Below are 12,592 nucleotides of genomic sequence, written 5' to 3' on the forward strand. Positions count from 1 at the left end.
GTTTACAAGTGATTCTTTCTAAAAACTCCAGCGTCTAGCCCGCATGAGCTGCTTCAGAATTGCAAATAAAGGCTCGTTGAGATAAAAAGGTTGGCATAATTTTAATGTCTAACTCAAATTACTTGTAATCCTTTTGAATTATAAATGTTATTTAATAATAGATTGACTATATCTCTAAAAACATTTTAAATTAATGGAATTTATATTAAATGCACATAATAGATTCATTAAAAGGATTTTTTTATTTAACGAAAAACACAAACAACGAGAAAAATGGACAATAGTTTTTGCTTGAAAAGAGTTTTCCTTGTACAATAAAGACAATAACCAAAGGGGGCAAATGGATGGAACAAGTAAAAAAAGAAAAGAATGAATTATGGGAGTGGTCAAAAGCTCTATTAATTGCTTTTGGGCTAGCAGCAATAATTCGCTTCTTTTTATTTACACCAATCGTAGTAGACGGAGAATCGATGATGCCTACTTTAAAAAATGGGGATCGAATGGTTGTTAACAAAATCGGCTATATGGTTGGAGAACCAGACCGCTTTGATATAGTTGTATTTCATGCACCCGAACAAAAAAATTACATAAAGCGTGTAATAGGGCTCCCTGGTGATACGGTAGAGTATAAAAATGATCAGTTATTGGTTAACGGAGAAGCTGTGAAGGAGCCTTATTTAGCTCAATATAAAAGTGAGATAGCAGAAGGTACACTTACCGATGATTTCACTTTAGAAGAAATTACTCAGAAGAAAGTAATTCCTGAAGGTTACATTTTTGTTATGGGAGATAACCGAAGATATAGTAAGGATAGTCGACATATTGGCTTAGTTGCTATTGATGAAGTTATTGGAAATACAAATATTGTTTTTTGGCCTCTGAATGAAATTGGTTTTGTTAAGTAAATAGGAGGTACGCAATGACGATTCAATGGTTTCCTGGTCATATGGCCAAAGCAAGAAGAGAAGTAACTGAAAACTTAAAATTAGTGGATATTGTTTTCGAATTAATCGATGCACGTTTACCGCTATCTTCTAGAAATCCAATGATTGATGATGTGATACATCAGAAAACGAGATTACTCATACTCAATAAAATGGATATGGCAGATGAATCACAAACTAAAAAATGGATTGCTTATTTCGAGGAAAAAGGGCATCCTGCAGTAGCGATTAACTCTTTAGAAGGAAAAGGGCTCCAAACTGTATTTAAGGCAGCAAAAGAGCTATTAAAGCCTAAATGGGACCGCATGAAGGACAGAGGCATAAAACCTAGAGCGATACGTGCAATGATTGTTGGTATACCGAATGTGGGCAAATCAACTTTGATTAACCGATTTGCAAAGAAAAACATTGCGAGAACTGGTAATACACCGGGTGTCACGAAAAAACAGCAATGGATCAAAGTTGAAAAAGAAATTGAATTATTAGACACACCTGGTATTCTGTGGCCAAAATTCGAGGATCAACAAGTCGGCTATAAACTTGCCCTAACTGGTGCGATAAAAGATGCAGTAATAAATATGGAAGATTTAGCAGTGTACGGCTTAAACTTCTTGCAGGACCACTATCCAAAACGGATGGAAGAGCGGTATCAATTAAAAGAGATCAGCGAAGATTTAGTAGAAACATTTGACCATATTGGAAAGCTAAGACGATGTTATACAAACGGTACCGAAATAGATTATGATCAAGTTTCTGAACTGATAGTTAGAGACGTCCGAAATCTAAATTTAGGTAGATTAACATTTGATTTTGTGGAAGAATATTAAACTGTCTTGATACCCTTTTTGCCAACTGGTAAAAAGGGTTTTATCCTTTCTAAAGCATGTGAAATTATTCAATTAAATACAAATTTACCGATACATAGATTAAGTTATAGAAAGATGATGTGAATAAAATGTTAAGTTTAAAAGAGATAAAAGAAAAACTAGAGCAATCAACAGGGGAAGAATCTTGGATAACAGAGTTAGAGAAGGATGAACGGGTTGGTGCTCGAAAGCTATGGACAAGCTGGAAAAGAAAACAACAGCTTACCTTATTAGAGCTTCAAGCACATGAAGAAAAAATAAAATTTGATAGAAGTTATTGCTCACAGAACAATGATTTAGTGGCCGGAGTAGATGAAGCTGGTAGGGGCCCGCTTGCTGGACCAGTAGTGACAGCAGCTGTAATCCTACCAAATTATATAAAAGAACTAGTTGGCTTAAATGATTCAAAACAATTGTCTAGAAATAAACGAGATGAACTAGCAGTAATGATTAAAAAGCATGCAATCGCATACAGTATCCACTTTCAATCTGTCCAAAAAATAGATGAACTGAATATTTATGAAGCAACGAGACAATCGATGACTGAGGTAGTTTTAAACTTAAAAATAAGACCAAATGTAGTATTGGCGGATGCCATGAAACTACCGATTGACATCGAAACCCATTCCATCATAAAAGGTGATGCAAAAAGCTTGGCTATTGCAGCAGCATCCATATTAGCAAAAACGGCTCGAGACGAATACATGGATCAGTTACACGAGCAATTCCCAATGTATTTCTTTAACAAACATGCAGGCTATGGAACAAAGCAGCATATCGAAATGATTGAGCAATATGGTCCAACCCAGCATCACCGAAAAACATTCGAACCGATCAAATCCATCTTAAGAATGAGGTGATAACATGAAATCCACTACTTTATCTACCATCCAAACACAACATGCTTCTGGAATATCTTCTTTAAAACAAGCACCAATAAAGGAAGGACAAGTGGTACACGGTAAGATTAAAAAATTGTACCCAAACCAAACTGCGGAAGTACAAATTGGTAATCAAAAAGTAATCGCAAAATTAGAGACTCCTTTAAAAGCAGGAGATTCTCATTTCTTTCAGGTAGAAAAAATGGCTCCTGAACTACAGTTAAAAGTAGTAACAGGACCACTTGCAGAAGGAAAATCATTGGCACAGCAAGGTCAGCAATTATTACAGGCGATGAATTTACCAAAAACAATTGAAATGCAAGCAGCTATCCAGTATTTTATCAAACAACAGTTACCCGTTTCTAAAGATACAATGATGCAAGTGGAGCAATTATTAAAACAGCTTCCAAAAGATATAACTATGAAAGCTGCTCTTGAGGCGATTCAAAAGATAGTGGAAATGAAGCTGCCTTTAACAAGTACGATGCTGCAAACAGTGATTAGTGGTAAATCAACTGATGGATTGCATTCTGTTCTTCAAAATTTCCAATCTCAATTACAGCAGGATCAAACTGTAGTACCAACATTAAAAAACAATATTCTTCAAAATCTGCAAAAAATAGCAGAACCATTTAATGGACCAGTTGCTGGAGCAATACTTGGAAAGCAGATTGAAGTTCTACAAGATGGCCAACAACCATTAGCAACACGTTTACCGATATTACAAACCTTGAAAAGTGTTAATGTTTTACCAACTACAGCAAGCCTTACTAATCCTATTCCTATTACTAGTCAGTCAGCGATGTTAAATTCAGCAGGAGATTTATTATTAAAGTTTACTCAAGCAGATCCACTAGAAAAAGGTCAAATGTTAGAACAATTACGTAGCTGGATAAATCAACAGCCTTCTTTAACGGCAAACCAAAAAAGTGAGATTTTAACTTTACTCAAAAAGGATAATCAGCCTAATCAACTCCAAGTACTTAAAGATGCTTTGACAAAAGTATTTGCTGAGCAAAGTCAACAAGCAATTTTCTCGAAGGATTTGAATGGGTTGACCCCCAAGGACCATTTAGTGTCATTATTAGGTAAAGGGTCTACCATGGAATCAGTTGCTCAGACGTTGCAGCAATTAACGAATATAGGTAGTAATTCCACAAGTAATAATGCGATAATTCAAGCGGAACAACAAGTAATCCAACAGCTAGATGGAAAAGCGTTCGAGCATGCTATGAAAGAAGTCTTAAAATCACTTGGATTTGGGTATGAAGCAAAGCTAGCAAGTAATAGCGATGAAATAAGACAATTAGCTTCCCAACTAAAGCCACAAATAGTGGAGTTATTACAAAATCAAAGCATTTCTTCTGCGGTTAGAGAAAGTGCGGAGGCGGTTCTAGGAAGGATGAACGGCTTACAAATTCTATCGAGTGAAAATGGTCCTCAGCATCAGTTGCTAATGCAGGTTCCATTAGAGTTTTTAGGTAAAAAAATGGATGCGTCACTCGAGTGGAACGGACGAATGAAAGAGGATGGTAAAATTGACTCTGATTTTGCTAGAATCATGTTTTATTTGCAATTAGATACTCTAAAGGAAACTGTCGTAGATATGCAGGTACAAAATAGAGTGGTTTCCATAACTTTATATAACAATGATACGCAATTGGAATCACTATCTGAAAAGTTTAAAGAAACATTAAAGATAGGACTATCCTCGGTAGGCTATCAATTATCAGGTATATTCGTCAAAACTTTCGAGGAACAAAAATTGGCATCTACCTTAAATGCAAAAGCTTACACCTTTGATGTACAAGGAGTAGACATTCGAATATGAAAGAAGAAAGATACACTCGAAAAGAAGCGGTAGCTCTCACATATAATCCTGGGAATAACGATGCGCCTAAAATAGTTGCTAAGGGAAAAGGGAAAATAGCAGAAAATATTTTGGCGAAAGCAGAGGAACATAATGTGCCAGTTCAGGAGGACCCAAGTTTAGTTGAACTACTTGGACAATTAGATATCAATCAATCCATACCTGAGGAGCTGTACCAAGCGGTAGCAGAAGTATTTGCGTATATTTATAAAATTGATAAAGAAAAAGGTAGTAAATTTTAAACTGCGACGCATTATCTGAATATTAGCTGTTTTAGGTAAATATCATACTTTTGTGGACAAGATGTGACACTTTTAATACAATGAGAACGGTAGTAAATTACTTGACATAAGTTTGATTGGAGGATGAAAGATGAATATCCATGAATATCAAGGTAAACAACTCCTTAGACAATATGGCGTAGCAGTTTCTAACGGAATTGTAGCTTTCTCACCTGAAGAGGCAGTGAAAGCAGCAAAAGAATTAGGATCAAGCGTTATCGTTGTTAAAGCTCAAATCCACGCAGGTGGACGTGGTAAAGCTGGTGGAGTAAAAATCGCAAAAAATCTAGATGAGGTACGTGAATACGCGAAGGAACTATTAGGTAAAGTACTTGTTACTCACCAAACTGGTCCTGAAGGTAAAGAGATTAAACGTTTACTTATCGAAGAAGGAAGCGACATTAAGAAGGAATATTATGTAGGTCTAGTTCTAGATCGTTCAACTTCACGTGTAACATTAATGGGCTCTGAAGAAGGCGGTATGGACATTGAAGAAGTGGCTGCAAATACTCCTGAAAAACTTTTCTATGAAGAAATCGATCCAGTTGTAGGTTTAACAGGCTTCCAAGCACGTCGTATGGCATTTAATATGAATATTCCAGCTAAACTCGTGAACAAAGCAGCTAAATTTATGCTTGGATTATATCAAGTTTATAAAGAAAAAGATGCTTCAATAGTTGAGATTAACCCGTTAGTAGTAACTGCTGATGACAATGTTTTAGCGCTTGATGCAAAATTCAACTTCGATGGTAACGCATTATATCGTCATAAAGACATTTTAGAAATGCGCGATTATGATGAAGAGGATCCAAAAGAAATTGAAGCTTCAAAATATGACCTTAGCTATATTTCTTTAGACGGAAATATTGGTTGTATGGTTAATGGAGCAGGACTAGCTATGGCAACAATGGATACAATTAGCTATTACGGCGGATCACCCGCAAACTTCCTTGACGTTGGGGGCGGCGCGACTGCTGAAAAAGTTACAGAAGCATTCAAAATCATCCTTTCTGATAAAAACGTAAAAGGTATTTTTGTTAATATCTTCGGTGGAATTATGAAGTGTGACATTATCGCTGAAGGTGTTATTATTGCAGCGAAAGAATTAGGTTTAGAAGTACCACTTGTAGTTCGTTTAGAAGGAACTAATGTAGATTTAGGTAAAAAATTATTAAATGAATCAGGCTTAAATATCGTTGCAGCAGACTCAATGGCAGACGGTGCTCAAAAAATCGTTAATCTTGTAGGATAAGAAAGGCAGGGACAAAAAGTGAGCGTATATATTAATAAAGATACTAAAGTAATTGTACAAGGAATTACGGGCTCAACTGCTCTTTTCCATACAAAACAAATGTTAGAATATGGAACTAAAATCGTTGCTGGGGTAACACCTGGTAAAGGTGGAACAGAAGTAGAAGGAGTTCCAGTTTTCAATACAGTTGAAGATGCAGTTAAAGCTACTGGCGCTAACGTTTCAGTAATTTACGTTCCGGCACCATTTGCTGCAGATGCGATTTTAGAAGCTGTTGATGCAGACTTAGATATGACTATTTGTATTACAGAGCATATCCCAGTACTAGACATGGTTAACGTAAAACGTTACATGGAAGGTAAGAAAACTCGTCTAGTCGGACCGAACTGCCCAGGTGTTATTACTGCAGATGAATGTAAAATTGGTATTATGCCAGGCTACATTAACACTAAAGGCCATGTAGGAGTTGTTTCACGTTCAGGAACACTAACATATGAAGCGGTTCTTCAATTATCTGACGCAGGTATTGGACAATCTACTTCTGTAGGAATCGGTGGAGATCCTGTTAACGGAACTAACTTTATCGATGTTCTAAAAGAATTCAACGATGACCCAGACACATATGCAGCAGTAATGATCGGGGAAATTGGTGGAACTGCAGAAGAAGAGGCAGCTGAGTGGATCAAAGCAAATATGACAAAACCTGTCATAGGATTCATCGGTGGTCAAACTGCACCTCCTGGTAAACGTATGGGTCATGCTGGAGCTATTATTTCCGGTGGACAAGGTACTGCAGAAGGTAAAATCAAAGCAATGGAAGCAGCAGGCATGAAGGTTGCAGCAACTCCATCTGTTATTGGTGAAACTTTAATCGAAGCAATTAAAGAAGCAGGTATTTACGATTCTTGTAAAACACATTAATAGAAAAGTACGGCACATCACTGATGTTGCCGTATTTTTTTAAAAATAAGTATATGGCTTAATATCTTCAAACATAGTGTTTATAGTAAATTAAATAATTAAATGATACTGCTGATTTCCGTTTCAGATGAACGTTTTCCGCGAGGTGAACTATGCATAAAAAGACAATCAATACTAAACTAGTCGTATAATAAAGGAGGAAACCAATGAATAATAATCAATTTATTAACCGATTTTTAGCTTTACATTATGTTTTTCCTGTACCTTTAAATAAACTACAAGCTTTACTTGAATTTGACCCAAAACTAGCTGAATTAGAAGAAATATCCCCTCATTTATTGTCGAAATTATGTAAAATATCCCTCGAACGCTCGATTAAACTCCAAAAAATGTTTCGAGAATTTGTCGAAACTCCGATGCTTCAAATGTATGAAAAACACTCGATTACCCCCATTCTGTTTTCTGATCCCAACTATCCTAAAAGTTTACTAGATTTATATGATCCTCCCACCGTAATATACGTAAAAGGTAGGTTAGAATTACTTGCGAACTCTAAGAAAATAGCATTTATAGGTTCAAGAGAGGCGACTAATTATTCCGCTGAAAGTATTAAAGCAATACTACCTCCCTTAATAAACGAAGAGTATGTGATTATTAGTGGTCTGGCCAAGGGTGCAGATACATTTGCCCATCAAATAACGATGAGCTTAGGTGGAAGTACGATTGCAGTCCTCGGAACCGGATTATTTCATGTCTATCCTAAACAAAATCTTAAATTAGCTAACGAAATGGAGAAAAATCAGCTATTATTAACTGAGTACCCTCCCTATATAACACCTCAAAAATGGAATTTTCCAATGAGAAATCGAATTATTAGTGGGCTTTCCAAAGGAGTCGTTATTACAGAAGCGACAAAAAAGAGTGGTACAGTTTCCACTATGGAGCACGCATTAGAAAATGGTAAGGAGATTTTTGCGATTCCGGGATCTATACACTCACCACTTTCCATTGGTCCGCATTTGCTAATATTAGAAGGTGCAAAACCAGTCTGGAATGGTCATCAAATACTAGAAGAGTTAAATAAATAAAAAACAAAAAAATGAAAAGTCTTGCTTTTATGAGAAAACTGGTATACATTTTGCAACAGGTATTTGTTTTGAAGATTAAAGCGAGTTACCTTCTATAAGGAGGCAGATTTATGTCGGATTATTTGGTAATTGTTGAGTCGCCAGCAAAGGCAAAAACAATAGAGAAATATCTTGGAAAAAAATATAAAGTCAAAGCATCGATTGGTCACGTTCGTGATTTACCTAGAAGTCAAATGGGTGTCGATACGGAAAATAATTACGAACCAAAGTATATAACAATCAGGGGTAAAGGCCCGGTACTACAGGAATTAAAAACAGCAGCAAAAAAAGCGAAGAAAATTTATCTCGCGGCTGACCCCGACAGAGAAGGAGAAGCAATAGCATGGCACTTGGCAAACTCATTAAATGTTGATATTGAATCAGATTGCCGAGTAGTATTTAATGAGATTACTAAAGATGCGATTTTAGAATCGTTTAAACATCCTAGACCAATAAATATGGATCTTGTAGATGCACAACAAGCAAGAAGAATTTTAGACAGACTTGTAGGGTACAATATAAGCCCTATTTTGTGGAAAAAAGTGAAAAAAGGTTTGTCAGCTGGCCGAGTGCAATCTGTAGCTCTTCGATTGATCATTGATCGAGAAAATGAAATTAATAATTTCACACCAGAAGAGTATTGGACAATTGAAGGACAATTTGATAAAAATAAGAAAGCCTTTGATGCACTTTATTATGGAAGTGAGAAAGAAAAACGAAAACTTTCAAATGAAGAAGAAGTAAAAGAAGTACTGAAGTTAATGAAGGGCAAGAAGTTTGAAGTTGCAAATGTTGTGAAGAAAGAACGAAAACGTAATCCAGCACATTCCTTCACGACATCTTCCCTTCAACAGGAAGCGGCAAGAAAACTAAATTTCAGAGCTAGAAAAACAATGATGCTTGCACAGCAATTATATGAGGGAATCGACTTAGGTAAAAAACAAGGGACAATCGGGTTGATTACCTATATGCGAACAGATTCAACAAGAATATCGGATAGTGCTAAAGCTGAGGCACAAGAATATATCAAAAATGAATTTGGTTCTGAATACATTTCTACAAAGAAAGTGGAAAAGCAATCGAAAAAGGCACAAGATGCCCACGAAGCTGTTCGACCTACAAGTGTCCTAAGAACCCCTAATGAGTTAAAAACGATTCTATCTCGTGACCAACTAAAATTATACAAGCTAATATGGGAACGGTTTATAGCCAGCCAAATGTCATCTGCTATACTAGATACAGTAGCTGTTGACCTTAAAAATGGAGAAGTTTACTTTAGAGCGAATGGTTCACAAGTCAAATTCCCTGGATTTATGAAGGTCTACGTAGAAGGTTCAGATGATCAAACGGACGACAAGGATAAGTTATTACCGGTTCTAGAAGTTGGAGATAAAGTTAATGCGTTGTCCATTGATCCGAAGCAACATTTTACTCAACCTCCTCCAAGATACTCGGAGGCAAGACTTGTAAAAACTTTAGAAGAGTTAGGGATAGGTAGACCTTCTACTTATGCTCCAACTTTAGATACTATTCAAAAACGTGGATATGTAGCGTTAGAGACGAAGCGTTTTGTCCCTACTGAGCTTGGAACAATTGTCCATCATCTCGTATCAGAGTTCTTCCCTGAAATCTTAGATATAGAGTTCACTGCGCAGATGGAAAGAGATTTGGATAGTGTAGAAGAGGGACAGGTAAAATGGGTGGAAGTAATTGATGGCTTCTATCAGGATTTTGAGAAGCGGGTTGTGTACGCGGATGCTGAGATGGAGAAAATCGTTATTAAAGATGAACCAACAGGGGAAGATTGTGAAAACTGTGGTTCACCAATGGTATACAAATTAGGGCGATATGGTAAATTTATGGCCTGCAGTAATTTTCCAGAATGTCGTAATACAAAGGCGATTATTAAGGAAATAGGTGTCCCTTGTCGAGCATGTGGAGAAGGTCAAATAGTGGAACGAAAAAGTAAAACAAAACGTTTGTTTTATGGCTGCAATCAATATCCAACATGTGATTTTGTTTCATGGGACAAGCCGATTAGTCGACCATGTCCGAAATGTAATGAAATGTTAGTCGAAAAGAAATTGAAAAAAGGTATACAAATACAATGTGTTGCGTGTGATTATAAAGAAGATCCGCAAAGTTAGAAAGAAGGATACGACATGACTGAAATAGTAAACGTTATAGGTGCAGGACTTGCAGGAAGCGAGGCAGCGTGGCAAATAGCTAAAAGAGGTATAAAAGTACGTCTTTATGAAATGCGACCTGTTAAACAAACGCCAGCGCATCATACGGACAAATTTGCTGAATTGGTTTGCTCCAATTCACTTAGAGCAAATAACTTAACGAATGCTGTAGGCGTTATTAAAGAAGAAATGCGTATGTTGGACTCGCTTATTATACAATCCGCAGATAACAGTAGTGTACCTGCAGGAGGCGCACTTGCTGTTGACAGACATGATTTCTCTGGTAGAGTTACAGAAGCTATACGCAATCATCCGTTAATAGAAATTGTTAATGGAGAAGTAACAGAAATCCCAGAAGGAATTACAATTATAGCGACTGGTCCACTAACTTCTCCAGCACTTGCTGAAAAAGTGAAAGAAATGACTGGTCAAGACTACTTGTATTTCTACGATGCAGCAGCCCCTATTGTAGAAAAAGATAGCATTGATATGGATAAGGTTTATCTAAAATCAAGATATGATAAAGGTGAAGCAGCTTATCTAAATTGTCCAATGACAGAGGATGAGTTTAATCGCTTTTACGATGCATTGATAGCTGCGGAAGTAGTGCCATTAAAAGAATTTGAAAAAGAAATTTACTTTGAGGGCTGTATGCCAGTTGAGGTAATGGCTGAGCGTGGACGTAAGACATTATTATTTGGTCCGATGAAACCTGTGGGACTAGAAGATCCTAAAACAGGCAAACGCCCATATGCGGTGGTTCAGCTTAGACAGGACGATGGTGCCGGGACACTTTATAATATTGTTGGTTTCCAGACACATTTAAAATGGGGACCACAAAAAGAAGTATTAAAGCTAATACCTGGTCTTGAAAATGTGGAAATTGTGCGTTATGGTGTCATGCATCGTAATACGTTCATCAATTCGCCATATGTATTAGAACCAACTTATCAGCTAAAAGCGAATAATCATATTTTCTTTGCAGGGCAAATGACGGGTGTTGAAGGGTATGTGGAGTCAGCAGGCAGTGGACTATTAGCTGGCATTAATGCAGCAAGGCTAGCTAAAGGGGAAGAATTAGTAGTATTTCCAGCTGAAACAGCACTTGGAAGCATGGCAAGATATATCACAGAAGCGAATCCAAAAAACTTCCAACCTATGAATATTAACTTTGGTTTATTCCCTGAATTGGAACCAAAAGTAAGAGATAAAAAAGTGAAAGTCGAACAATTAGCAAATCGTGCGTTGTCGACAATTCAAAATTTTATGAAAAGTACAGCGTTATAATTGCTAAAAGCCTCAAAAAAGTTGTATACTTTTAGAGGCTTTTACAATGGAGAAATATTGGAGTGGAGTTGATAATCATTATAGGGTTAGAAGAACTTCATGCTTTTATTGAATACATACAATTAGAAAGAAATTATTCGAATCATACAGTTCAGGAGTACGAAAATGATATAAAGCAGTTTCTGTCTTTTCTAGAAATTGAAGGAGTCACTCATTTAAATGAGGTAGAGTATATTCATGCTAGATTGTACGTTACGAAATTATATGATCAGAAACTTGCAAGAACTTCGATTTCTAGGAAGATATCCTCCGTTCGCTCTTATTATAAATTTCTACATCAAGAATATAGTATTCGAGATGATGCATTTCAATCTTTGTTTCATCCTAAAAAAGAAAAAAAACTTCCCCACTTTTTCTATGAAGAGGAAATAAAGCAATTGTTTGAAGGAAACAGAGGAACTGATGCATTATCAATCCGAAATATAGCTATATTAGAATTACTATATGCGACTGGTATGCGTGTAAGTGAACTTACGGCCATTGAACTACGTCATATAGATGGGAGCTATGGAGTTGTAAGAGTGATGGGGAAAGGAAGAAAAGAGCGATATATTCCAGTAGGCGATTTTGCATTGGCAGCGATAGACGATTATTTGCAAAATAGTAGACCGAAACTAATGAAGAATACTGCGCATACTTTTTTATTCGTCAATAGCAGAGGAGAACATATAACAACTGATGGGATAAGATATATATTAAACCAAATGTTGAAAAAAGCCTCTATTAATTCCACTATTTATCCACATATGCTCAGACATACATTCGCTACTCATTTGCTGAATAATGGAGCAGATCTTAGAAGTGTGCAGGAGCTACTGGGGCATTCCAGCTTATCTTCCACTCAAATCTATACACATGTTACAAAAGAGCATTTACGTAAAACTTATATGAATGCGCATCCGCGTGCGTAAATATTG

General features: G+C 36.5%; 11 protein-coding genes. All 11 read left to right on the forward strand.

What is annotated here, in order from left to right; genetic code table 11:
- Positions 1-344 precede the first annotated feature (344 nt).
- The 11 genes from lepB (at position 345) to xerC (ending at position 12,586) form a co-directional block, all read left to right on the forward strand.
- Entirely contained in the window at positions 345-905 is a 561-nt protein-coding gene (lepB, locus tag BLR36_RS02440; protein WP_093060065.1) for a signal peptidase I, read from the forward strand.
- A gap of 14 nt (positions 906-919) precedes the next feature.
- Positions 920-1,771 (forward strand): ribosome biogenesis GTPase YlqF, encoded by an 852-nt coding sequence (ylqF, locus tag BLR36_RS02445; protein WP_093060067.1) that lies wholly within the window; start codon positions 920-922, stop codon positions 1,769-1,771.
- Between the two features lie 128 nt (positions 1,772-1,899).
- Positions 1,900-2,670: a ribonuclease HII gene (locus BLR36_RS02450; protein WP_093060069.1), complete on the forward strand. Its 771-nt coding sequence runs from the start codon at positions 1,900-1,902 to the stop codon at positions 2,668-2,670.
- A gap of 4 nt (positions 2,671-2,674) precedes the next feature.
- The gene (locus tag BLR36_RS02455; protein ID WP_093060071.1) at positions 2,675-4,522 is read left to right on the forward strand and encodes a hypothetical protein; all 1,848 of its coding nucleotides are present in this window, start codon (positions 2,675-2,677) and stop codon (positions 4,520-4,522) included.
- On the forward strand, positions 4,519-4,803 hold the full coding sequence (locus BLR36_RS02460) for an EscU/YscU/HrcU family type III secretion system export apparatus switch protein (RefSeq protein WP_093060073.1): 285 nt from the start codon (positions 4,519-4,521) through the stop codon (positions 4,801-4,803). Before BLR36_RS02455 ends, BLR36_RS02460 begins: the two co-directional genes overlap by 4 nt.
- Positions 4,804-4,933: 130 nt before the next feature.
- Positions 4,934-6,094 carry an ADP-forming succinate--CoA ligase subunit beta gene (gene sucC, locus BLR36_RS02465; protein WP_093060075.1) on the forward strand — a complete coding sequence of 387 codons (1,161 nt, stop codon included), beginning with the start codon at positions 4,934-4,936 and terminating at the stop codon, positions 6,092-6,094.
- Positions 6,095-6,112: 18 nt separating this feature from the next.
- On the forward strand, positions 6,113-7,015 hold the full coding sequence (gene sucD, locus BLR36_RS02470; protein ID WP_093060077.1) for a succinate--CoA ligase subunit alpha: 903 nt from the start codon (positions 6,113-6,115) through the stop codon (positions 7,013-7,015).
- 206 nt (positions 7,016-7,221) lie between these two features.
- Positions 7,222-8,103 (forward strand): DNA-processing protein DprA, encoded by an 882-nt coding sequence (gene dprA, locus BLR36_RS02475; RefSeq protein WP_093060079.1) that lies wholly within the window; start codon positions 7,222-7,224, stop codon positions 8,101-8,103.
- 110 nt (positions 8,104-8,213) lie between these two features.
- Complete coding sequence (topA, locus tag BLR36_RS02480) at positions 8,214-10,289, forward strand: type I DNA topoisomerase (RefSeq protein ID WP_093060081.1); 2,076 nt, start codon at positions 8,214-8,216, stop codon at positions 10,287-10,289.
- A 15-nt stretch (positions 10,290-10,304) separates the two neighbouring features.
- Positions 10,305-11,615 (forward strand): FADH(2)-oxidizing methylenetetrahydrofolate--tRNA-(uracil(54)-C(5))-methyltransferase TrmFO, encoded by a 1,311-nt coding sequence (gene trmFO, locus BLR36_RS02485; RefSeq protein WP_093060083.1) that lies wholly within the window; start codon positions 10,305-10,307, stop codon positions 11,613-11,615.
- A 71-nt stretch (positions 11,616-11,686) separates the two neighbouring features.
- Complete coding sequence (xerC, locus tag BLR36_RS02490) at positions 11,687-12,586, forward strand: tyrosine recombinase XerC (RefSeq protein WP_093060277.1); 900 nt, start codon at positions 11,687-11,689, stop codon at positions 12,584-12,586.
- Positions 12,587-12,592: the final 6 nt, after the last annotated feature.

Origin of the sequence: Psychrobacillus sp. OK028 (genome assembly GCF_900103605.1) — a bacterium.
Lineage (GTDB): Bacteria > Bacillota > Bacilli > Bacillales_A > Planococcaceae > Psychrobacillus.

Coding starts and splice junctions, on each gene's coding strand:
- lepB (WP_093060065.1), top strand. CDS start 345: ATGGAACAAGTAAAAAAAGAAAAGAATGAATTATGGGAGTGGTCAAAA.
- ylqF (WP_093060067.1), top strand. CDS start 920: ATGACGATTCAATGGTTTCCTGGTCATATGGCCAAAGCAAGAAGAGAA.
- BLR36_RS02450 (WP_093060069.1), top strand. CDS start 1,900: ATGTTAAGTTTAAAAGAGATAAAAGAAAAACTAGAGCAATCAACAGGG.
- BLR36_RS02455 (WP_093060071.1), top strand. CDS start 2,675: ATGAAATCCACTACTTTATCTACCATCCAAACACAACATGCTTCTGGA.
- BLR36_RS02460 (WP_093060073.1), top strand. CDS start 4,519: ATGAAAGAAGAAAGATACACTCGAAAAGAAGCGGTAGCTCTCACATAT.
- sucC (WP_093060075.1), top strand. CDS start 4,934: ATGAATATCCATGAATATCAAGGTAAACAACTCCTTAGACAATATGGC.
- dprA (WP_093060079.1), top strand. CDS start 7,222: ATGAATAATAATCAATTTATTAACCGATTTTTAGCTTTACATTATGTT.
- topA (WP_093060081.1), top strand. CDS start 8,214: ATGTCGGATTATTTGGTAATTGTTGAGTCGCCAGCAAAGGCAAAAACA.
- trmFO (WP_093060083.1), top strand. CDS start 10,305: ATGACTGAAATAGTAAACGTTATAGGTGCAGGACTTGCAGGAAGCGAG.